This window comes from Salinibacterium sp. PAMC 21357, assembly GCF_000247645.1.
Taxonomy (GTDB): domain Bacteria; phylum Actinomycetota; class Actinomycetes; order Actinomycetales; family Microbacteriaceae; genus Rhodoglobus.
In genome coordinates this window covers 74353-96252 of the sequence record NZ_AHWA01000002.1, presented here as the reverse complement: position 1 = coordinate 96252, position 21900 = coordinate 74353, and the positions used below count along the sequence as shown (strand labels likewise).

The following is a 21900-nucleotide window of genomic DNA, read 5'->3' as shown; positions in this document are numbered from 1 at the left end:
TGATGGTCTGAGTTACGGGGTGCACACGAAGCTGACAGCGGCCGTGTTTGCGTAGGCTCCGAAGAACGACGCAGTGTAGGTCCACGCCCCAATCATGGGATCCCACTTAGCCTTCGCGTCAGTGAAGGGTTTTGCCGCTTGGCTGACAACGATCTTTTGCGTTGCTTCAGCGTCGTCAGCGGCGAACGACAATGGATTGATGCCATCGTCAACGCCGAGCGGAGCTTGAAGACATCTACCCGGGACAAATTGCACAACAATCGCGGTCGGCGCACTTCCGGCTTCCGGAGTGATCGGCGATTCGGGCCCGCAGCGCGAGTTGTTGAAAATACAGCCCTTCACGGTGTAATTCGGCACGACGTCTGGGTCGAGCGAACTGGGGAAGGGGTGCGGATTCCACACCAAACTGAAGAAGGGCGGAGCAGTCGGATTCGGACCAGACTCCAGATTCCAGCTGTATGCGCCACCTCCGTTATCCGTCGCAGCACTGGCAACCCGATATTCAAGGTCGCCGCCCGGTGAGCCCGGCGAATTGAACGTGAAGTCTGATTTGATGTCCGACGAGGCGATCCCGTAGCCATTGCCGTAGCACGCGATAACCCAGAATTGCTTGTTGTTCTCGAGACCGGTAAACGCCCCAGTGCCTTGTGTGAGCGACGCACCATTCACGGTTGGTGCTCCCGTTGGCGAGCCGGTGCAGGAGAGGTTCGAGTTCTGCGCAATGCCGTACACCGTCGGGAACGGCGCTGTTGCCCCGTTCGGGTTTTGTGTTCCGAAGGTTGCCGTGATGCTCGTCGCTGTTGCCGAAATACTGCCTCCGGCACTGATGCTCGGTGAGCCAGCAACAGTTACTGCCGCCGACTTTGACCCGTCGTGGGCACGCGGTATCGGCGGGGCGATTGTTCCACTGTTCGGCTCAACCGTCACGGTGCGAGTCCCGGTTCCGGTGATGGCCACGCGCTGGCTCGTGACGGGGCCGGCGGTAGCCAGGGTTGCGATAACGCCGCCGTCGACCAGCACCCGGAACTCTGTTGCGGTCGGCCCGGCAGTGATCGTGAGGTCGACTGCTCCGGCGGTGGCTGAGGTGATGCCAGCATCGTAGGCAGGGGCCCCGCTGACGGCATTCACTACCGGGAAGTCGTACGACCATGTTTCGTGCGCTGACGTGTCGAGCGACTCTCCGACCGAGTTCACCGCGCGTGCAGTGAAGAAACGGTGTGCACCGTGGGTCAGTCCGTTGACTCGGCAGATGTAAGCCCCTGATGCTGAGGAGCAGGATGCCGCAACGGCGCTTCCTCCTTCATAAATCGCTACGCCGCTCAGGCTGGGGTGCGCCAATGAAGCCTCGCCAAGTGACACCGTGAGATCGACCCAGGTCGGTCCAAAATTGGTGGTCACGACGCTGGAAGGGCTGGCCGGGTAGCCGAGCACATCAAGGCGCAGCTCTCCGAGCCCGGCACGACCCTGAGCATCCTTGACGGTGAACGTGGCCGTACAGTCGCCACCGGCCGGTCTCGGTCCGCCCGGCCAGGTCGCCAGCAAATTGTTGGCACCAGAAACGGAGATGGTGGCGACAGAACACGATTGGGAGACAACATTAACGAGCGTCAGCCCACCGCCAGTTTTGCCGGCGAAGGGATCATATTCGCCACCGATTCCGATGGCAGTGATGACGCAGGATGGGCCTGCGCTCACGGTGCACTGATGAGCGAACGATGCGCCCTTGGGGGCATCGGGCGGCGCAATACCGACGACGAGCGAGATGGTCGAGCTGAGCCCGCCGAAGCTTGTTACGCCAACAGTGATTGTTTCGCGGGTGCCGGGCACCGCGTCAGCGTGCGCTTCGAAAGTGACCGAATCCCCCGCCTGAGTGACAGTGAAGACTGAGCCGGAATAGGTCGTCGAGTAGTCGAGGTCGGCACGCTTTCCTTCACGACCGCCCTCCCACGTGGTGACATTGTCGTAGAGGTTGACTTTCTCTGTCGCCCCGGGCGCTACGGTGCGCGAGATTGGGTTGAGGATAGCCTGCGGGTCTTTCGGAAGAATAGTGATCGGGATGGTGATGACCGTCCACGTTGATTGACCGTCCACGCGCACAGCGAGAGTGCAGGTGTCAGACCACGGTGCTTCGCGACCGGCACTGTACGTAACCGTCGCACCTTCTCCGGGCGTGCAGGTTGCGTTGGTGCGCTGAACCGCGAATGGTTCGTCGTCTCGCACCTCTAGCCGGTCATCCGAACCGATTTGCACGTAGTCAGAGACGGAGATCGACTTCGTCGCTTCTTCGTTTACTTTTACTGGTTCGGCGCTGGCGCGCGACTGCACACGCATGTCGTCGAAGGAAGGGATGCGCAGAAATCCGTAGGCCACGACGTCGTCGCCATTCGGAGCTGTGCCCGTGAGCTGAAAGGGAACAAGGGTTCCGGCTTTGGGCAGAGGGCCAGAAATGCTTCCGCCCTTGGCAGTGTATTTCTCGGCGGCGCTACCCCACACGCTCAGCGTTAGGGCACCAGCATCGCCGGTGATCCACTGAACTTTGTCGCTGACAACGCTGAGCCCCGACTTGAGCTTGTCGCGGGTAACAAGAGTCACGGTCGTGTCGATAACGGTGGGGTAATCGGCAGCAACGTTCTCAGAGACACTGACGACGATAAGGCCTTGCGCCGTTGACGACGACTTCGACGACTGAACGGTATAGATGTAGGAGTGCGACCCGACAACGTCGCCGGCGCGCAGCGAAACGATGCCCTTGTCGAGGTTAGTCGCGGGATCGATGAGCGACTTGAGCCGCGCATATTCCGGGTTTTCTGTGTTCGCCGGTGCGTTGGGTACAAGATCGATGAGACTGAGTGTTCCGCCAGCAGGGTCGCTATCGGTGAGCAACGGAAGAATTGTCAGAGGCGCCTGCGATCCGACCTGGGCTCGCACTTGGGTGCTGAATGTCAGCGGCGTGAGGTCGGCGTTCTCGTCGCTGAGCACTCCCATGCGAACGGTGCCGCGGCCGGACTCCCCCTCAGAATCGCGCAGAGTGTAGGTGAACGACGTTTGGCCATCGGCGACGCCAGCGGCGGGCGCACGATAGATAAGGGAAGTGCCCTCGGCGGAGATGCTCGCGGAGCCCTCTCCTGCGGCGGGTTGCGTCACCGAAACGAGAGACACCGCATCCCCGTCGGGGTCGGCGCCGACCAGAGGCACGACAACAGTTGTGCTGCCGCCGGCTAGCGCGCGACCGACGAGGGTGCGGGGTTGTGGCGCGCGGTTGGAGCCGGGCGCCAACACCGTGATGGTGATCGTGGCAGCCGCCAGTCGCTCGGGGGCGCCCTCAAGATAAGCGTTATAGGTCACGCTGTAGTTGCCGGGTACCGTTGGTGCGAGATAGCGCACAACGCCGCTCGCAACGAACGCGAGCTCTCCCGCGGTTGCCGAAGTGACCAAGTCGGGCGAGATGGCAAGTTTCTCGCCGCGAGGGCTTACATCATTGTCGAGAACCGGGATGTCAATTTGGGCTCCTGCGCGCACCGTGACGGTATCGGGTACCGCGATCGGGGCGATGTCGCGTGCCGGCTGCACCAGGAAGACGGCAATCTCTCCTTCGGCAAAGGTGCCAGCACCATCCGTGACAGTGACGCCGACAGTACCGATCGGGCCGGGCAGGCCGTCGGTTGTGGTGCCGCGCACGCGCACACTGGATTGCCCGACAACGCTCGCGGTGAGCTGCGGTTGGCGAGGGTTAGCTTGATAAACGATCAGCACACGGCCGGTGTCGTTCTGAACAGCATCGAGTACTCCGACGGTGACGTCTTCACCGGGCCGCACGAATGCCGTAAGGGGCGCTAACGCGATGGTGGAGGTGACAGGAACAACAGTCACTCGAACAATCGCGGTTTTCTCGGCAAGGGTGAGAGTGTCTTGCACCGCAAACGTGACAAGGTACTCCCCTGGCGTCGCAGCGGAAACATCGATCAGGTTGGTCGACGAGTTCGGCGAGACACTAAGACTCCAGGCGTTGCCGATGAGTCGATAGCGTCCACGAGTCGGTACGAGCCTGATCCGCTGCTAACGAGGTCGGCGACTTTAATCGTCGCGAGCTCTCCGACTGCCGCGCTAATGGCCGAAGGACGTAATTCGAGTTGCGGCGCCGAACTGACCGAAACGGTCATCTCCTTCTCGGCTACGGCACCGAAAGAGTCCATCACTGAGATCGTGATGACCATCGAACCAGAGGGTGCGTTGGGGTCGGTGTGACGGATAGCGACTGAACCATCCGCGGTAGCGACAACGGCGATGGGGTCCGAGGCGTCCGCTTTGCTTACGTCGGCGAGCACGAACGCGTCGCCCTCGGGGTCGACCCAGCCGTTCAAGACCGGAACGGTTATTGTGCCGCCAGAGGCGAGCACTGGTGTCGGCCAGGTTTGAGTGCACGCCTCAACACCGCACCACACCGGAGCAGAGTTAATGTCGTTCGGTACGACGGTGAGCGACACCGGAGCGGGAGCCGAAACGGCGGCACCGTCGCTCACGGCGTAGGCGAAGGTGGCGGTGCCAGAAGCTGCCCCCACTCGCACCGTCGCGGTTTGAGAGTTTCCGACCAGAGCAATGTCACCGAATGCGGGATCGGAGAGCCCGCCAAGACTAGTGCGATCGATTGTGAGCACGTCAGCACGGTTGGGGTCATGGTCGTTGAACAACAACGGCAACGACACGAGTGCTCCCGAACGCACCCCAAAGGAGTCGGCTACCGCTGTTGGCGGTTCTTGTTCGTCAGCGTCGTCAATCACCACGGTGTCGTCTTCGACGTCGTCATTGTTGTCTAGGTTCCACTGCTCGGTGGAAATCAGACGCCCGTCGGGAATGGTCCATAGCATTCCGCTGGCAGTCTCATTGAGCACAGCCCGATCCCCATTGCTGCGGATGACGGGAAGTACCGCCGAGACATCCTCGAGCGGTTCGGGTTCCGCCTCTAGGGTGACGATCTCGCCGGTATCACTCGCATAGAGCGAGCCGCCGTCTTTGTTTAGCCACGCGCCATAGGCAGTGCCATTGATGACGATGGGTGCCGCCGGTGTTGCGCCGCCGCCGACCGCCGTGCTGACCTGGCCGGTAGCAAGATCGATTGAGACGATGCCTGTCGCATCGGCTAACCAGACGGCGGGGCCGGATGTTGTGGGTTCTTGGAGCAGGGCATCCGCGCCGAGGCTGGTCGCGATCGGTTCGCCGCGCCCGTCAATCCAGACGAGTTGTTCTCCCGGCGCATGCAATACCCAGTCGGAGCCGATCATGGTCATTGTGACGGGTTCTGAGGCATCTGGCGGCGAATCAATCTCGATGAGCTCGCTGGTGAATTCGCGGGTCACCGCATCGAATCGTCGAATACCGTTCTCTGCTGACGAGTAGACGACGACCTCGCCGGTGGGGCTTACGGACGCGGCGGTTGCCACAAATGTCGGGGGGTCTTCACCCTCGGCGACCTCGACGCTCGCGAACGGATTTACGGCGACAAAGCCGTCACCGGGCGCGCTCAGTGAGCCGACGAAGACAGCTCCGAGCTCCGTGAGAGCTACCGAATAGTCCCCTGCTGTCACGATCGTGCGAGTACCAACCGGCGTTGCCGTCGCTGCTTCGGTCTGAGAGCTGGTGTCGCTTTCGGTTTCGCTTTCGATGGGGGCGCCATCGGCGATGAGATCTGCCGGAACGGCGGGGTCGATTGTCCAGAATTGTCGGTTGCCTTGCCCGAACACCACGGCGTCGGCCCCTGATTGGGCGATGGTGCTGGGATCGTCAACGGAACGCACCGTGTCGATCTCGCCGAGGTCAGTGTTGACCCGGGCGTATTGCCCCGAGTCGCGAACAACCCACACACTCGATTCAACGCGAGGTACCTCTTGGGCGTCGTACCCTTGCGCCACTACAGCGCCAGTAACCAAGAGCGTTGCGACAGCGACACCGGCCACAATCTTGGTCACGGGGGTGCGCCACCACGCAACGCGTGGTGCGGATGAAGTTGAGGACACTTAGCCGATCACCCCGGTGAGCCACAGCACGAGAGCGCCAACCAGCAGAAGTCCGGTAGCGCCAATAACGCCGCCGATTATGGCGGCGCGCATGGGCGACGTTGCGGATGCCGGAGCGGCTGGCACTTCACCGCGTCGCGCTGCTTGCGGTGAAATTTTCTGCGCGCGGGTTGCCCGTCGCGAATTCTTGTTAACGGTGGTGAGTACTGGTCCGCGGGGAGCGTTATCGGCGAACGAGACGGGGGCTGCAGCAGCCCACTCGGCGGCAGCAACCTCGATCGTGGTGGGAGGCAGCCCAAGCTCGTACTGCATCCAGCGAACCTCTTCGGCAAACGCAAGCATGCTTATGGGCCGCTTCGCGGGGTCGCGAGACATGGTGCGCGCGAGAAACTGTTCGAAGGCCATGGGAACGTCGGTTCGGCCCAGCGGAGTGTAGGCCGCTTTGTAGATGCGAGCTCGCAATTGGTCGTGAGAATCTTTTGCGCGGTCGGTGGTGGCGAACGGGCTGTGACCGGCGAGGAGCGTGTAGATCGTTGCTCCGAGGCTCCACACTTCGCTAGCAACGGTTCCGGTTGTCGATTCTTGCAATGCTTCTGGGCTCGACCAGGGAACGCTCATCGCAATGAGGCTGTCGGTGTCTTCGACGCCACCCAGCGACATCGCGATTCCAAAGTCGGCAAGAACGGGAGTGCCGAGCGTAGTAATGAGGATGTTCGAGGGCTTGATATCGCGATGCAGCAGCCCGGAGCGGTGTGCAGTTTCTAGCGCCGCCGCCATCCGTACGCTGGTATCGAGAACCGACGCTAACGACAATGGAGCCTCTTTGTAGCGGGCACTCATTGAGTCGGCGCAATACTCGGTTGCGAGGTAGGGGCGGCCATCTGACGAGATGCTGGCTGAAAGATTGTGAGCACTGACGGGTGAGAGCTGAGGCGAGCCATGACATCCGCTTCGGCATTGAAAAGACGTCGCACTTCGGAGTTAATGGCGTCGGCGAGCAGCACTTTGACGGCGACGACGCGACGCGGCATGTCTTGTTCGTACAGGAACACGTCGGCGAATCCGCCAGATCCCAGAGGGCGCACATAAGTGAACCCCGCGAGCACTGGCGGCAGCATTGGTGAGCGTCGCGCCAACTTAGATGTCCTTCGGGTTGTTGAGCGAGTTCATGAGCATTGCGGTGCGCGAGCTGAGTTCTGTTGCGGCACTCGAGCGAACGATACTGACCCGGTAGCTTTCGCCAAGATCGAGCGTGTCCCCCGCAAGCAGCACGGTCGTGCTTCCTTCGTGGAGGAGCCACGGCGGGCGGCCGAAACGGATGACGACGGTTCCGTTGGTGGAGTTGAAGTCTTGAGCGATGACCTGACCCTCTGTTGCGGTCAGCAGTAGATGGCGTGCCGAGATCTGCCGTTCGGGTGATTCTGCTGTGACGTGAAAGCGGGAGGCATCTTCGGTGGCGTTGTTCCACGGGCGTCGCCCCACGAGCACTGGGGTTCGCGGGTCGAGCCGGTTGCCGTCCGGAAGTTCGATTACGAGGAGGTCACTTGACGATGGGGCGGAGGATGCGTCTGAGGATGCGTCCGGCGCGGCAGGTGCGGGTGTGGCCAGCGAGGGCGCAGCCAGCGACTCTGCGGCCGGTGACTCTGCGCTGCGTGCCGACCTTTGCGGTGTCGGCTCAGAAGGTGTACTCAGCTGGGGCAGCACGATCGGCATAGTGGCGGGGTGTGCCGGAGCCTTGCGGATCGGCGCTGACGCGTGAGATTCGTCAATCAGAATCGAATCAGCGGGTACAACGCCGCGGGCGATCGGCAGCCGCGCCGGTGATCCTGGTTCGCCGCCGAGCGACATGACAATGGACCTAATCTCGCGGGCCTTGCCAATAACCCACGTGGCCCCGGGAGGGCCAGCGATTGTGGTTGACGCTGCACCGTCAATGTCGACTCGAGCGCTTCCGCTTGCGGCGATCGCCACAGCAACGGGGCTCGCAGTGAGCAACTCAACGATGGCAAAAGTAGGAATGTTGCGTGCCGAAACGGCATCAAGAAGGTCGTCGATGGTGGCATCGGGGCCAGCCATAAATTCGTACAGCTCAGAAGCGGCCGAGATGTCGACGCCAGCGACAAGGGCGACGAATCTGTCGGTAATGGCAGCGAATCCGGGGGTGCCTTGCGGCGCGAGGGAATAGCTGAACATCCCTCTATATTATGGGGTTTCGGTACTGGCCCGTGCCACAATTTCCGTCATCGGTTACCCCCAAAGCGGAGGACAGGCAACAGCCGTTACTAGTTCACCAGCGCGTTCAATCGAGGTGCCGTGAACGTCGAGCCCTTCGAAGCGGGAGATAGCCACGAGTAGAGCCTCCGTGGCCGGGATGCCCAATCGTGTCCCGGTCACCGAACCGCGGAGGGGCGCCGCGCTACCTGCACGTTGACACCCTTTTCTCGCAACCTGTTGACGTGACGCATATCGATATCGGCATCCACGATAACGACGTCGAAATCAGAGAGCGGGAGCATGGCATGCAGTGCTCGCTTCTCAAACTTGGTCGAGTCAGCGAGGAGCACCCTCACGCTGGCAGCCTCAAACATTGCGCGTTTGACATCAACAGTCTCTAACGTCTGGTGAAAACAAATGTCGTCAACGATGGCCGAGGTGGACATCACAAAAAGGTCAGCACGCAGCTCAGCGATTTCGCGAACGGTCATCCGGCCCATAAAGGCGCTGCACCAGTTGAAGTACTCTCCGCCGAGGCCGATCATCTCGATGCCCCGCGTACCGCGGAGTTCGTTCATGATCGTGAGCGTATTAGTAATGACTTTGAGCGGCCCCTTCGTGCTCAGATGGGGAACGAGGTGCAACACAGAAGTCGAATCATCGAGCATGATTGCCTGGTTCGGCTCGATGTATTCCATCGCCGCAAGTGCCATTGCTTCTTTCTCGGCGTGCTGACGGCCAACACGATAGGCGTCGCTCGATTCGACGAGGGCAGTGGATGTCGCAGTGGCTACACCTCTGCTCTTGCGCAACAGCCCTTGGTCCTCGAGCTCGTCAAGGTCACGGTGAATGGTCATTGCGCTGATACCGAATTGCTCAGCGAGCTGTTCGATCCGCACTGAACCTTCTGCCATAACAACCTCGCTTATCGCCAGTTGTCGCGAATGCTGTCGGCCAGCTCGTGAGGGCAAGTTTGAAGACATGCTCGCCATTTAAAGCCTCCTGGTTTTCACTACCGCAGCCCCGCTGCCTCATCGATAATGCTCGCAAACGCTGCCGGATCGTGGGCAAACCTGCCCAGAAAGAGCCCGTCTACTCCGCCCCCGAGGGTGCGCAGCAGGCCGGGCTTCGCGCTGCCACCATAGATTACCGCGGCATCGGCCAATCCAAGCCCGTCGACGTGTTGCCGCAATTTTTCGATAACGGCCACTACATGCGCCGATGGTGCTGGCTCGGCTTGCCCGATTGCCCACTCAGGCTCGTAGGCCACGACAAGGTCACGCAATCCAGTCGAATTCGACATGGCTGAATCAAGCTGGGCAATACACAGTTCTGCTGCAGTCTCGGCATCGATCTGGGCTGTCTCGCCGACGCACAACACCGGAGTTAGCCCGTTGCGCAAGGCCGCGGCGAACTTGAGTCGAATCGTGAGCTCATCCTCATTGAAGACGCGGCGCCGTTCAACATGACCAACTTCTACATATGTGCAGCCGAGACGGGCAAGATCCGCTCCACTTACACCTCCCGTATAGGCGCCACGATCTTCCCAGAAAAGGTCCTGCGCTCCGACCGCGATCGGCGAGCCAGCAAGAACATCAATGACGGCGCTGAGGGCGGGAAACGAGGGAAGCACGAAAAGGCGCACATCCCCTGAAATCACGGACGGATGCTCTTGTGCCGTCTCTCTGAGCGCTGCGGCCCATTCGACGCTGGCGTCCACATCGAGATAGAGCTTGAGACTTGCTCCTAAAGTTATGGGCGTTCGATGATCAGCCACAGGATCCAGTGCTCTCGTATCTTTCGATTTCTGCGACCTTGTCTGCCGAGGCGGAAAACGAATCGAATTCGTACCCCAACCACTCTTTGGCAAGTCTTCGCGCGAGTTCTAAGCCAACGACGCGTTGACCAAAGGTCAAAATTTGGGCGTTGTTGCTGAGCACACTTCGCTCGACACTGAAGCTGTCGTGTGCCGTGACAGCACGGATACCGGGCACTTTGTTGGCCGCGATGGCAACACCCAGACCTGTTCCGCAGACCAAAAGCGCGCGGTCGGCGCCCCCGTCTCGTACTTTCTCTGCTGCGGCAATAGCGACCGCCGGGTATGCGGTGGAGCCTTCGGCGTCAACGCCGACATCGATTACTTCTGAAACTCGCGGATCATTCTCAAGATCGGCCTTTAGCGCTTCTTTGTACTGGAATCCTGCTTCGTCAGATCCGACGACTACACGCCATGTGGGGGCCATAATGCTGTCCTTAGTTTGTAGTGGTTGTTGCGAGCACGTGTCCAGCGACGGTCACCGCTCGAGCAAGAGAGATCGCGCCGGGGTCGGGAGTTCCGAGGCTTTTTTCCATGTGCGGGCGAGCGCGTCCCATTCGAGGGAGCAAGTTGCTGGTGGCGACGGCGGCTCGCGTCGATTCACGCGCCGCTACGATCCACGCTGCAGCAAGCGACTCTCCGGCTGCGACTTGCGAGGCAAGTGTTTCTGCGAATGGCACGAGTGCGTCCACCATTGTTTTGTCGCCGACTTCGGCTTTTCCATAGCTCTGGATGGAGGCGCAGGCTGCGCTCACTGAATCTGCAATGTCGGATGCGGAGGGAGCGTTGTCGTCGCCGATTCGCTCGCCAGCAGCCCGAAGCGCAGCGCCCCAGAGCGCACCAGAGGTACCGCCCGCTTTATCTGCCCAGGCATCCCCGGCGAGTATCAATACCGTTCCGGTGCCGGCACCGCCCGCGATAGCCGCATCTGCTGCGGCAGAGGCTGCTCGAGTCCCCCGCTGCATGCCGATGCCGTGGTCTCCGTCGCCGGCGATTGCATCTAAGCGGCCAAGCTCGTCGGCGTCGCGCTCGATCATGTCTCGGATAGCGGCGATCACTGCTTGAGCAATCGGTGCAGTTGCGGCGGACTCAGCGGAGGCCGTCGGAATCGGTTCCGAGAGCTCGCTGTTGATCGATTCCTCTACAGGAGCGAAGGTTGCATTAGCGGGCGCGACGACGCCTTTGCGGTAGGCGGGCGTATAGCTGGGTGACGACCATGCTGCTTCGAGATCCTCGTCGAGCCAGAACAACGTCAACGAGACACCAGCCATTTCGAAACTCGTGGCGTACTCGCCGACCTCAGGCTCGATCACAGTGATGCCCGCCTCGGTGAGAAGTTTCTCGACTCCGGCATAAATTATGAACAGTTCTTCGGATTTAACAGACCCGAGGCCATTGACTATCACTGCCGCGCGGGCCCCTGCCGCGGTAACGTCGCTTGGAAGTTCTTTGAGCAGCCCAGCGACGAGTCGTGCGGCGATCTCATTGGCGGTGGGTAGCGCCACAGTTTCGATACCTGGTTCACCATGAATTCCCATACCGACGGCCATGTGGCCTGCCGGAACGGTGAAGAGCGGTTCACTCGCACCGGGGAGCGTGCAGCCGGAGAATGCCACGCCGAGCGATCGAACTCGCGCGTTTGCGTGAGTCGTAAATTCAAAGACCGCGTCAAGACTCAAGCCTTGTTCGCTGCCCAGGCTGCCGCCCGAAAGACTGCGAGGTCTCCGGCGATACCCCGACGTTTGGTGTGCTCTGCGGGAGACGCGCTGTAGACGTCATCCGTCACCCGTACTGTGCGGCAAGGGATTCCTTCGTCGTTGAGTCGCCTCTCTGCCTGATCAAAGTTCAGGACGTCACCGGCATAGTTGCCGTAGCTAAAGAGGACTCCAGCCTCAGTCGCCACAGATTTGGCGACCGCGTAGATTTGTTGTGCGCTCGGGGACGCGAACACGTTGCCCATAGCTGCGGCATGGGCAAGGCCAGCACCGACCAGCCCGGCAAAAGCGGGGTAGTGACCCGAGCCGCCGCCTATAACAACGGCGACCTCTCCGGGTGGTCTCGCCGTTGCTCGTGCGACTCCCCCAGTCACACGGCGCACGAGGGTTCTATGGGCGGCAACGAATCCGGCCGCGGACTCATCGGCGAAATCTGCCGGATCATTCAGAACGTAGCTCATGGTGTCTCTCGTGACTCAAAGTGGATGGTGTGGATGGGTTACGCGATGGTGGGGCGGATGCTCGTGTGAACGCTCATCCGCCCCACCTGGTCACCCGAAGGATGACCGACAGTGCGGTAGGACTAGCCGCCGTAGGTGAACGGCTCCGTCATCTTGTCGACGTTGTCGACGGTGATGAGGATGCAGTCGAACGACTGCTTCTCGGTCTCAGGAGCCTCGCCCGTCTTGATGAACTTGTCGGCCAACATCACCGCTTCCTTCGCAAAGACTGCTACCGGCTGCAGCACGGTGTAGGCGAGTTCGCCTGCAGCCACTGCATCGACTGCGTCGGGTGATCCGTCGAAGCCTCCGACGATAACGCCGTCAAGCTTCCCTGCTTCTTTGAGGGCAGCGATTGCACCGAGCGCCATCTCATCGTTTCCCGAGATCACGCCGGTGAGTGCAGGGTTCGACTGGAGCAAAGATTGCATCTTGTCGTGGCCTTTGGTGCGGTCCCAGTCCGCTACTTCGCTGCCTGCCTGAACGAGGTCGGGGTACTGGCCGATAACCGTGGTGAATCCGTTGGATCGTGTCTGAGCGTTGTTATCGGAAGGTGCACCGAATAGTTCGACATAGTCGCCGACTTCACCCATTTGGGCGACCCATTCTTGGGCGCCGATAGCGGCTCCCTGGGCGTTGTTCGAAACGAGTTGCGCCTTCGCAAGCCCCGTCTCGTTGATCTCTGCGTTCACCAGGAACACGGGGATCCCGGCAGCATCAGCCTTTTGTACGGCAGCCACTGACCCGTCGGCGTTGGCCGGGTCGAGGATGATCGCGACTGACTTGTTCGAAATTGCGGTGTCGATCAGGGTGTTTTCCGTGTTGGTGTCACCCTTGTGGGCTCCCACGGTTGCCTCATAGCCGAGCTCCTCTGCTGCGGCTTTTGCGACGTCCCCTTCCGTCTTCCAATAGGGGTTGGCGGGGTCGTTGACAATGATCGTAATCAGACCGCCGCTTTCTCCGCCAGCCGTATCGGAAGAGTCAGGTTCCGCCGCAGAGCATCCTGCGATCGTCAATACGACTGCGCCCACGGTGATGAGGGCGGTGATTGCCTTCTTGCGCATCATGAGATGCGTCCTTTCTGTTGTTTTTCCCTTGGTGGTTCTTTGAGTTGTGCAGCACAGAGAATCGCGCGCTGCACGGCGAATCAGTCCTTGCCGACGGGGGTCGGCAGGTTCTGACTCGACGTTGCGGGTGGTGTCGTGGATGGAGTTGCAGTCGCACTCTTGGCCTTGGCCGGACGCCGGCGGCGGCCATATTGCAGGCTGTTCAAGAGAACGGCGATGACAATGACGGCACCGATGAATACCATCTGCCAGTAGGCCGAAACACCGACGATTACGAGACCGTCGGAGAGGAATCCGATAACGAAGGCCCCGAGAAGAGTGCCCTTGACACTGCCGCGGCCGCCCATGAGCGAGGCCCCGCCGATAACCACGGCCGCGATGGCGGTGAGTTCGTAGGTGTTTCCCGCGGTGGGGCTGGCGCTTGTTAGCGTCGAAGCGAGGATGAGTCCTGCGATAGACGCGCAAATTCCTGAGACAACATAGACCCAAATTTTGACTCCACGAACAGGGACACCGGAGAGTTCTGCCGCTCGTTCGTTTCCACCGGAGGCGTAGAGCCAGCGTCCGAACACTGAACGGCTAAGAATGAGGCCGAGCACGATCGCGATGATGCCCATGATGAGCACGCCGATGGGGATGTTGAAGATGCGGTTGAACCCGAGCCACGCGAACCCGGTGTTCCCGAGTTCTGAATCGCCAGACAACTTGTTGATGGTGAGACCGTTGGTCATCAGCAGAGCGAATCCGCGGACAACGTAGAGCATGCCCAGCGTGGCGACGAAGGGTGCGACGTTGAATCGAGAGATGAGGAAGCCGTTGACAAATCCGATGGCGGCACCGACACCACACGAGATAATCACCACGACCGGCACGCTGGGGTAAAGAACGACGCCAAAGATTGTGAGCGGCACGCCTTGCATTAAGAAGCCCGCGATTACTGCGGAGAATCCGAGCGTAGATCCGACCGAGAGGTCGATCCCACCGTTCAGCACTACAAGCAGCATTCCCATGCCCAGGATCGCGTAGATCGCCACGTGCGATGCCATGATCAGCACGTTTCCCGTGGTCAGATAGTTCGGCGAGAGCATCGAGAAAACGATGATGATGAGAATCAGCGCGAGGAACGCTCGGCCCTCAATCAGTAGTTTGGTGATGGAGAACTTCTTCTTGTTCTCCGTAATGGTCATAATTGTCGTCGTCATTGTCGATCCGTCCTGGGGTGCGCTACGCGGCCACGGCTTCGCCTGAGGCGGCCATGATCATCTCTTTGGTTGCATCGGGGCCGAACTCGGCGGAGATTTGTCCGCGGCGGAGCACAATGATGCGATGGGCAATACTGAGGCACTCGCCAACCTCTGAGGTGGAATAAACCACCGCGAGGCCCTCGCGGGCTCGATCTGCAAGCAGATTAAACACTTCGGCTTTGGCTCCGATGTCGATTCCGCGGCTGGGCTCGTCGAGCAGCATCACTCGTGGCTCAGTGGCAACCACTTTTCCAATGACCACTTTCTGCTGGTTACCGCCCGACAGCGAGCCGATGGGGAGTTCTGGCCCGGGAGTCTTGACCGTCACGGTGCGAATGAGGTGCTCGGATCGGCTCTTCTCAACTCGAGGTGAGATGAGTCCTTTGACGACGGAGTCGCGCAGACTGGCGAGCGTGAGGTTAGATCCGACATCGAAAGTTTGTACGAGCCCATCACGCTGACGGTCTTCAGGCACGAGGCCAACGCCGAGCGCGATTCGCTCGGCTATCGACTCTCTAGCCAGTGGTCGACCATCCAACTCGATCGTTCCGCTTTCGACTGGTTCACGGCCAGCAATCGCTTCGAGCAGTTCGGTTCGCCCGGCACCCATCAGCCCGTAAAGACAGACGATCTCGCCGGCACGAACACTAAGGTCGAGGTCGTTGACGACAACACGTTCGGCATTTTCCCGATCCAGAACGCGTAACCCTTGAACGCTCAACACTGTCTCGCCGAATTCGTACCCGCTTGGTGGCGAACCGAGGTCAAAATTTTCACCAACCATATTGCGCACGATCCACTCAAGATCGATGTTTGCGCGCTCGTCCTTGGCGGTCATTGCACCGTCGCGTAGGACAACGGCGTGGTCGGTAACTTCCAGCGCTTCCTCAAGGTGATGAGAGATGTAGACGATTGCAACACCGCGAGCGGTGAGATCGTGGATGATCGTAAACAAGATTTCGACTTCGGCCGCTGCTAGCGCCGAGGTCGGTTCGTCCATGATGAGAATTCTGGAGTTAACCGAAAGGGCACGAGCGATCTCGATGATCTGTTGCTGCCCGACTCTGAGGTCAGATACTAGAGTTTCTGGCTCGATTCGAAACTGCATCTCTTCCAAGAGCACACGAGTTTGGCGAGTTTCCTCGGCATAGTCCACGCCGAAGGGCCCTCTGATTTCTCGACCCATAAAGATGTTGTCGCGCACCGAGAGGTTTGGCGCCAGACTGAGCTCCTGGTGAATAATTGAGATTCCCCGGTCGCGAGCATCCGTTGTGGAAGTAAACACCACTGGCTCACCATCGAGAACGATGTCTCCCGAAGTCGGCTGCTCGACTCCAGACAGAATCTTCATGAGCGTCGATTTTCCGGCACCGTTTTCCCCGAAAAGGGTCGTGACAGTGCCGGCCCGAATTTCGAAGTTCACCCCTTTGAGTGCGTGAGTTCCGCCGTACTGTTTCACGATGTCTCGCGCTTCGAGCACGACCTCGTCGAGCCCGCCAGTCACTGGATCGTCATTTCGACCGGAGTGACCAACCAAGAACTGGGGTTGATCAGAGTAAAGGCGCCGGTGATCTCGACGGTAGCGCCGGTGAGGTTCGTCGTGTCTACGTCTGCAAGTACTTGCGCCTTGAGTTCTTCGTTAAGCGCGGCGGCCGCATTTTGGTAGTCGATCTGGTTGACGAACTGGCCGAATTCGATTTCGCCGGTCGCGTCGCGAAGTTCGGTGCCGTTGATCGCTGGTCCGGTCTGGATGCGAATCAGGAGGTTGCCGGGGATACCCTCGACGGCAACCTCATAAATCCCTGATTTCCCTTCGCCGACGACGCCAGTAAAGGTCGTGCTGTAGACAGCGCCACCCGAGCTTTGTACAGCGTATTCTTCGGCTGCTGCTGCAGGGTCTTCGGCGATAGCGGCGGCGAGGGTCTCAGCATCAGTTGCTTGATCGGCGATAGCAGATTGCACTCCGGGGAAGGTCTCTCCCCCGTAGCTTGCCGCGTCGAACTTTTGAGTTCCTTGGGCGAGCGGGTCGTCGGCAGGCACGATCTTGGTGCCCAGAACCATCGCAATGAGTACAACGACAATGGCGCCTATTCCGATATACCGTTTGCTTGCCTTGGAGAGTGGGCTCCGCGCTGACTTCACATCCGTTGCTGGTGCAGTGGGGGCGCTCACGGGATCAGGACCTTGGACTGAGCATCGTTGGGGCGAATCTGAAGCTTCCGACCGGTGCCCGCACGGAACAGGTCGAGCGCTTGTTGGTAGTCATCAAGAGTGAACGAGTGACTGATCATTGCGGTGGCGTTCACCGCTCCGGCTTCGAACATTTCGACAGCACGGCCGAAGGAGTTGAGCACGGCCATGGTTCCGACAATGGAGATCTCATCGCGGTAGATGCGGAACGGCGAGAACTTTGCGGTGCCATCTGCTGGCGCAACGCCGAAGTCCTGGAAGAAACCGGCCGGCTTCACCCGGGTGAGCCCATCTTCGATCGCACGAAGATTGCCGGTGCAGTCAATGACGACATCCCACTTCTCGCGGTCGGCGTCGTTGGCCGAGGTGTAGCGCAGGTCGATTCCGCACTCTTCGGCGACACCAAGACGGTCTTCGTTCAAGTCGATGATGGTGACGGATGCCGCACCGGTGCGGGTGGCTAGTTGCGCCATGAGGAGCCCCATGGTTCCGGCACCGTACACCAGGACGTGGTCGCCGAGACGGCGAGGCAGAACATCCCACCCGCGGATCGCGCAGGCGAGAGGCTCGATGAGTGCGGCCTCAAAGATGTCTGTTTCGGGTTTGAGTTTGTAGACGTTGCTAGCTGGTGCAACGAAGTATTCCTGCGAGGCTCCGTCTGAGGCGACAACACCGAGTCCGTTCCAGAAACGACAAAGGTTCTGGTGGCCGTTGATGCAGAATTCGCATTCACCGCAGGTCGTGCTGGGGTTGATGGCGACGTTGTCGCCGACCTCGAAGTCAAAGACTTTGTCGTTGACAGCTTCGCCGAGCGCAACAATCGTGCCGGTGGCTTCATGGCCGGGAACCAGTGGAAAGACGGTGCCTTCGAATTCCCCATCGAACACGTGGGTGTCGGTTCCGCAAATGCCCACCGCGGCGGTCTTAATCAAAATTTCTTTGTAGCCGGGGGTAGGTCTTGGCCGCTCTTCTAGAGCGAGCTCACCTTGAGAAGTGAAAACTACTGCGCGCATCGTTGCTCCCGTTTTACGTTTCCCTCGGCGCAATCACTTCGCGTCATTGGGAGGTTATGAGTTTCCACGAAAGAGAATATTTCGTGTGGCATTCGCGCATTCATCTAACATGAACACGTTACAAACAACATAGTTGGCGTTAAGAACAGTGTCAAGATGACAGCGAAAATGACACTGGCAATGCGCAGCAGGGCTAGGCGTTTGCTCTGCATTTCGGCTCCGAGCACGCCAGTTCACACCAGAGCGGCGAACTCAGAGTCCACCGGGAGGTCCGTCGATCTCGACACTGCTCACGTCGGAGACAGCATTCAGCGACGACTCGATTGTTGCCAGATGTTGCGCCGCATTCGCCCCAGCATTGTCGGGTGCTGAGACACACACTGACACAGTCAGTCACAGTCGGTAATCAACGTCTCCCCCGGTCGAATTCACCTCTATGTTTGCGGAATCCCTTTCCACAAAGATCGCAGCACAAAGATCACACCGGAGGCGTTTCCCATGATTCGAGTCGACAAACTCCGCAAAGAATTTGGTCACGGCTTCGAGCGCGCTGTCGTGCTCGATGGCCTTGATTTGAACGTCGAGACACGAGAAATTTCTGCCGTTGTTGGGCCAAGCGGTGCCGGCAAAAGCACGCTGGCACAGTGCGTCACCCTGTTGGAGCGCCCGACATCCGGTTCAGTCATTGTCAACGGTGAGTCCCTCTCTGAGCTGAGCGAACGAGAGTTGCGAGTTGCCCGTCGCCGTATCGGCACGATCTTTCAATCGGATGGTCTTTTCAGCCGGCGCACCGCGGCGGCGAACGTTGCGCTCCCGCTCGAATACCTCGGGGTCACCGCAGCCGAGTCCCGTCGGCGAGTAAACGAACTGCTCGACCGGGTCGGACTTGCCGATAAGGCCAAGCACTACCCGCATCAGTTATCGGGTGGCCAGCGTCAGCGAGTGGGAATCGCCCGAGCACTTGCACTCCGCCCCACCGTGCTGCTGTCGGATGAGGCGACTTCGGGTCTTGATCCCGAAGCAACAGTGTCAATCGTTGAGCTGTTGAAGGAACTCCGTGACGACCTCGACCTGTCGATTCTGTTCATCACCCACGAGATGGACACCGTGCTGCAGATCGCAGATTCTGTCTCGCGCCTCGATCACGGTCGCATCGTCGAATCGGGGAAGGTGCTCGACTTACTTGCCGACCCTTCCTCGAAGTTGGGTCGCGCTCTGCAACCACGTCGTTCTCATCAGCCAGCCCCGGAAGGCGCGACCGTCTGGGCGGTGACGTATGGATCAGATCCGGTTCCCTCCGATTGGGCAGGGCTACTCGCCGAACGCCTCGACACAACCGTCTCGCTCTTGGGGGCATCCATTGAAACGTTGAGGGGAACCACCACGGGCCACGCGACGATTGCCGTCGCCACGGCCCATCATGACCTCGTCGACGCTGAGCTACGGATTCTCGGCCTCGACGCCGCGCGGGCCAACGACAGCTCCAGCTCCGGCACTGCTACCACCGCCGCTGGTGCTTCGGCTACTCCGCCACAGATTCGAGAGTCGGTCGACGCATGAACACGCCAGCAATAGTGTTCACAATCAACGTGCCGATAGAGGAAATCCCGGCTCTCCTGCTTCCCGCCCTCGGGGACACCCTGACCATGGTCGGCGTCGTGATGGCGATTGTGGTGCTTGTGGGGATTCCGCTCGGGAGTTTCATCCACAATCTTGCTCCTGGCGGCCTGTTTGAGAACCGGGCCACCCACACAGTACTCAGTTGGGTAATCAGCATCGGCCGGTCGCTGCCGTTTCTCATTTTGATGGCCGCGATAGTCCCATTCACGCGTTTTGTAACGGGAACCAACATCGGCATTCCGGCCGCGGTCGTTCCGATGTCTATCGCCGGCATTGCGTTCTTCACGCGCATTGTCGAAAACTCGCTTCGGAGCGTTCCCCCTGAGCTCACTCGGGTTGCGCGCAGTTCGGGAGCGTCACCATTTCAGATCATCCGCACCGCGCAGCTGAGCGAGGCAGTGCCGTCGATTATCGGCGGGCTCACGATTAACACGATTGCCATGATCGAATACTCCGCTATTGCCGGAACGATCGGTGCTGGCGGCATTGGCTATGTCGCGGTGACCTACGGCTACGCCCGTTTTGATCACGGCGTGATGCTCGCCACCATCATCGTGCTCATCGTCCTCGTCGCCACCGTGCAGTTAGTCGGCGACCGACTTGTGCGCTTTACGACCCCTCACTCGACAGAATCGGCGCGACGTCGTCCGCGCGGCGCAAACCCCCGGCATCATTTCCTGCCATCCCCCGCTGCCTCAAGCGAATCTGCCACAACCTCATCCAAAACCCCCACAAGGAGCACCCGATCATGAGTAACGACACCGCCACCCCACCCACAGCTTCACACGACGAACCGGTGCATGGTTTCGAGCTGAAGCGCAAACGACAGTGGCCCTGGATCGCCGGCATCGCCGTTGTTGCTCTCGGCGTGACAGCGGCGGTGGGAGTTCCGTTATTGAACCCTGCGAAGTCTGCCAATGAGATCCCCGGAGCGACACTTCTGGTCGCTACCGCCGAAGGTAATGCGGCCGAACAGGCTCTCGTCAATTTTGTGGCCGAGAATGTTGCCCCAAAATATGGCATCACGATCGACTTCAAGGGACTCTCTGACAGCAACACCATCAATCGTGCGGTGAGCGAGGGCGAAGTTGCCGGCACCATCTACCAGCACAAGCTCTGGCTCGGCCAGGTTCTTGAATCGAACCCCGACTTTGCGCTGACGGCAGCAGTTCCCGTGTTTCGTTGGGGCTTTGGGCTCTATTCCGAGAAGTACGCCGACGTTGACGACATCCCCGATGGCGCCACGATTTCCCTCTACTCTGATCCCGCCAATGAATCTCAGGGACTATGGGTGCTTGAGCAGGCTGGTCTCATCACCCTCCAAGAGGGCGTCGACGAGTCGCGGGCGACTCAGGATGACATTGCGACGAACCCCAAAAATCTGCAGTTTGTATTGCTCGATTTTGCAGCGCAGTCGCGCGCACTGCCCGATCTCGATGCGGCTGTGGGATACACCGAATACTATTTGGCGGCGAATATCCCGCTGTCAAAGCAAATCTTTGCCCCCGCAACCCCGGATGACTTCGCAGGGCAACTCACAATCGGAACCGACTACGCCGACACAGAGAATGTGAAGAATTTGGTGGCTGCATTCAATGATCCAGCGGTGCAGGAATTCCTAGCGAACGATCCTTCGGTCAAAGACATCCTTCTCCCACTCAAAGCCCGCTAACGGTGGATGCGCGCAAACATCCGAATTTGCCGTGACCCGTGACCCTGCTCTGGTCGAAATCTCGGCCCCTCCGTATGCTGAGGAAATGACAACACTGACGTGGGATGGCTATATCAATGCTCGAGACCTGGGCGGGCTTCCCACCGAATTGTCGAGCACCGGGGTGACAGCGTCAGGTCGAGTTGCCCGCGGGCCGCGTCGAGAACGCCTGACCGAATCAGGCTGGAAAGATGCTCGCGCCTGGGGCTTGGCATCCGTGATTGATCTCCGCTGCGCGTATGAGGTAGGCCCGGGCGAGGGCGACCATGTCATTCCTGATGAAGTGTTTGCTGGCATCGCGATCGTCAATGCGCCGACCGAAGATCAGAATGACCCCGAGTTCATGGAGGTCTGCACCCCCATCCTCGACTCCCCCGAATACTGGGCCCACAATTGGCGGCTGCAACCCCAATTTGTGCTCGGCACCCTCGAAGCAATCGCGTCTTCGCAACCGGGAACGTTGGTGCATTGCAGTGCGGGGCGAGATCGCACTGGGATGATCAGCGCCCTACTCCTCGGTAATGCCGGTGTCACTCCTGCCGCTGTTGCTGCAGACTATGCCGCTTCCGTGCACGCTATGGCCACCATCGAGCAGATCGCCCCAGGGACCGAGCCAGAAGAAGTCCGGTCCCCCGCTGAGGTTGACGAGTGGATGCTCGACAAGCTCCCTATCGTTCACGACACCGCCGAGCGCGCTCACGAAATCTTCGACCTGCTCGGGGTCTCGATTGCGACTCGTTCGAGGTTGCGCAGAATGCTCATCGAGCAGTAACTCACAGCCGCAGCTCTTCCTAGATGC

19 protein-coding genes and 1 pseudogene are annotated in these 21900 nt (G+C 59.9%); 4 read left to right on the top strand and 16 right to left on the bottom strand.

The window, feature by feature from the left end; genetic code table 11:
• Positions 1 to 12 precede the first annotated feature (12 nt).
• From ON14_RS00470 to ON14_RS16270, 16 genes and pseudogenes are all read right to left on the bottom strand, one after another.
• Complete coding sequence (locus tag ON14_RS00470) at positions 13 to 3915, bottom strand: Ig-like domain-containing protein (protein ID WP_026037431.1); 3903 nt, start codon at positions 3913 to 3915, stop codon at positions 13 to 15.
• A gap of 47 nt (positions 3916 to 3962) precedes the next feature.
• Complete coding sequence (locus ON14_RS00465) at positions 3963 to 5963, bottom strand: Ig-like domain-containing protein (protein ID WP_141629898.1); 2001 nt, start codon at positions 5961 to 5963, stop codon at positions 3963 to 3965.
• 48 nt (positions 5964 to 6011) lie between these two features.
• The gene (locus ON14_RS00460) at positions 6012 to 6851 is read right to left on the bottom strand and encodes a protein kinase domain-containing protein (RefSeq protein WP_272943374.1); all 840 of its coding nucleotides are present in this window, start codon (positions 6849 to 6851) and stop codon (positions 6012 to 6014) included.
• Positions 6848 to 7129, bottom strand: a complete 282-nt coding sequence (locus ON14_RS16275; RefSeq protein WP_272943373.1) for a protein kinase — start codon at positions 7127 to 7129, stop codon at positions 6848 to 6850. The genes ON14_RS00460 and ON14_RS16275 overlap by 4 nt, the downstream gene beginning before the upstream one ends.
• 19 nt (positions 7130 to 7148) lie before the next feature.
• Positions 7149 to 8204 carry an FHA domain-containing protein gene (locus ON14_RS00455; protein ID WP_010202215.1) on the bottom strand — a complete coding sequence of 352 codons (1056 nt, stop codon included), beginning with the start codon at positions 8202 to 8204 and terminating at the stop codon, positions 7149 to 7151.
• Positions 8205 to 8401: 197 nt separating this feature from the next.
• The gene (locus tag ON14_RS00450) at positions 8402 to 9208 is read right to left on the bottom strand and encodes a DeoR/GlpR family DNA-binding transcription regulator (protein WP_272943376.1); all 807 of its coding nucleotides are present in this window, start codon (positions 9206 to 9208) and stop codon (positions 8402 to 8404) included.
• Positions 9209 to 9237: 29 nt separating this feature from the next.
• Positions 9238 to 10002 (bottom strand): triose-phosphate isomerase family protein, encoded by a 765-nt coding sequence (locus ON14_RS00445; protein WP_010202212.1) that lies wholly within the window; start codon positions 10000 to 10002, stop codon positions 9238 to 9240.
• On the bottom strand, positions 9995 to 10468 hold the full coding sequence (locus tag ON14_RS00440) for a ribose-5-phosphate isomerase (protein ID WP_010202210.1): 474 nt from the start codon (positions 10466 to 10468) through the stop codon (positions 9995 to 9997). The genes ON14_RS00445 and ON14_RS00440 overlap by 8 nt, the downstream gene beginning before the upstream one ends.
• Positions 10469 to 10478: 10 nt before the next feature.
• Complete coding sequence (locus tag ON14_RS16355) at positions 10479 to 11006, bottom strand: DAK2 domain-containing protein (protein ID WP_337459748.1); 528 nt, start codon at positions 11004 to 11006, stop codon at positions 10479 to 10481.
• Positions 11007 to 11291: 285 nt separating this feature from the next.
• Positions 11292 to 12217 (bottom strand): annotated as a pseudogene (locus ON14_RS16350) (dihydroxyacetone kinase subunit DhaK); the annotation flags it as partial.
• Between the two features lie 122 nt (positions 12218 to 12339).
• Entirely contained in the window at positions 12340 to 13323 is a 984-nt protein-coding gene (locus ON14_RS00430; RefSeq protein ID WP_141629897.1) for a D-ribose ABC transporter substrate-binding protein, read from the bottom strand.
• A gap of 80 nt (positions 13324 to 13403) precedes the next feature.
• A complete protein-coding gene (locus ON14_RS00425) occupies positions 13404 to 14525 on the bottom strand; it encodes an ABC transporter permease (RefSeq protein ID WP_010202208.1) in 1122 nt (373 codons plus the stop codon).
• A 22-nt stretch (positions 14526 to 14547) separates the two neighbouring features.
• Complete coding sequence (locus ON14_RS00420) at positions 14548 to 16071, bottom strand: sugar ABC transporter ATP-binding protein (RefSeq protein ID WP_010202207.1); 1524 nt, start codon at positions 16069 to 16071, stop codon at positions 14548 to 14550.
• A complete protein-coding gene (locus ON14_RS00415; protein WP_010202196.1) occupies positions 16068 to 16739 on the bottom strand; it encodes a DUF2291 family protein in 672 nt (223 codons plus the stop codon). Before ON14_RS00415 ends, ON14_RS00420 begins: the two co-directional genes overlap by 4 nt.
• Complete coding sequence (locus tag ON14_RS00410) at positions 16736 to 17770, bottom strand: zinc-dependent alcohol dehydrogenase family protein (RefSeq protein WP_010202194.1); 1035 nt, start codon at positions 17768 to 17770, stop codon at positions 16736 to 16738. The genes ON14_RS00415 and ON14_RS00410 overlap by 4 nt, the downstream gene beginning before the upstream one ends.
• Before the next feature lie 252 nt (positions 17771 to 18022).
• Entirely contained in the window at positions 18023 to 18151 is a 129-nt protein-coding gene (locus ON14_RS16270) for a hypothetical protein (RefSeq protein WP_272943372.1), read from the bottom strand.
• A 117-nt stretch (positions 18152 to 18268) separates the two neighbouring features.
• Here ON14_RS16270 and ON14_RS00405 point away from each other — a divergent pair, with 117 nt between their 5' ends.
• The 4 genes from ON14_RS00405 to ON14_RS00390 all read left to right on the top strand — a co-directional run bounded on the left by ON14_RS00405 (position 18269) and on the right by ON14_RS00390 (position 21873).
• A complete protein-coding gene (locus ON14_RS00405; RefSeq protein ID WP_010202193.1) occupies positions 18269 to 19330 on the top strand; it encodes a methionine ABC transporter ATP-binding protein in 1062 nt (353 codons plus the stop codon).
• Positions 19327 to 20142, top strand: coding sequence for a methionine ABC transporter permease (locus tag ON14_RS00400; RefSeq protein WP_010202187.1), 816 nt, complete (start codon positions 19327 to 19329; stop codon positions 20140 to 20142). Before ON14_RS00405 ends, ON14_RS00400 begins: the two co-directional genes overlap by 4 nt.
• On the top strand, positions 20139 to 21062 hold the full coding sequence (locus ON14_RS00395) for a MetQ/NlpA family ABC transporter substrate-binding protein (RefSeq protein ID WP_010202185.1): 924 nt from the start codon (positions 20139 to 20141) through the stop codon (positions 21060 to 21062). The genes ON14_RS00400 and ON14_RS00395 overlap by 4 nt, the downstream gene beginning before the upstream one ends.
• Positions 21063 to 21147: 85 nt before the next feature.
• Positions 21148 to 21873: a tyrosine-protein phosphatase gene (locus ON14_RS00390; protein WP_039741564.1), complete on the top strand. Its 726-nt coding sequence runs from the start codon at positions 21148 to 21150 to the stop codon at positions 21871 to 21873.
• Positions 21874 to 21900: the final 27 nt, after the last annotated feature.

What these genes read in the sequence shown, in the direction of transcription:
- ON14_RS00460 (WP_272943374.1), bottom strand. Translation starts at nt 6,851, where the DNA reads ATGAGTGCCCGCTACAAAGAGGCTCCATTGTCGTTAGCGTCGGTTCTC.
- ON14_RS16275 (WP_272943373.1), bottom strand. Translation starts at nt 7,129, where the DNA reads ATGCTGCCGCCAGTGCTCGCGGGGTTCACTTATGTGCGCCCTCTGGGA.
- ON14_RS00455 (WP_010202215.1), bottom strand. Translation starts at nt 8,204, where the DNA reads ATGTTCAGCTATTCCCTCGCGCCGCAAGGCACCCCCGGATTCGCTGCC.
- ON14_RS00450 (WP_272943376.1), bottom strand. Translation starts at nt 9,208, where the DNA reads ATGTCTTCAAACTTGCCCTCACGAGCTGGCCGACAGCATTCGCGACAA.
- ON14_RS00440 (WP_010202210.1), bottom strand. Translation starts at nt 10,468, where the DNA reads ATGGCCCCCACATGGCGTGTAGTCGTCGGATCTGACGAAGCAGGATTC.
- ON14_RS16355 (WP_337459748.1), bottom strand. Translation starts at nt 11,006, where the DNA reads ATGCAGCGGGGGACTCGAGCAGCCTCTGCCGCAGCAGATGCGGCTATC.
- ON14_RS00430 (WP_141629897.1), bottom strand. Translation starts at nt 13,323, where the DNA reads ATGATGCGCAAGAAGGCAATCACCGCCCTCATCACCGTGGGCGCAGTC.
- ON14_RS00425 (WP_010202208.1), bottom strand. Translation starts at nt 14,525, where the DNA reads ATGACGACGACAATTATGACCATTACGGAGAACAAGAAGAAGTTCTCC.
- ON14_RS00410 (WP_010202194.1), bottom strand. Translation starts at nt 17,770, where the DNA reads ATGCGCGCAGTAGTTTTCACTTCTCAAGGTGAGCTCGCTCTAGAAGAG.
- ON14_RS00405 (WP_010202193.1), top strand. Translation starts at nt 18,269, where the DNA reads ATGATTCGAGTCGACAAACTCCGCAAAGAATTTGGTCACGGCTTCGAG.
- ON14_RS00400 (WP_010202187.1), top strand. Translation starts at nt 19,327, where the DNA reads ATGAACACGCCAGCAATAGTGTTCACAATCAACGTGCCGATAGAGGAA.
- ON14_RS00395 (WP_010202185.1), top strand. Translation starts at nt 20,139, where the DNA reads ATGAGTAACGACACCGCCACCCCACCCACAGCTTCACACGACGAACCG.
- ON14_RS00390 (WP_039741564.1), top strand. Translation starts at nt 21,148, where the DNA reads ATGACAACACTGACGTGGGATGGCTATATCAATGCTCGAGACCTGGGC.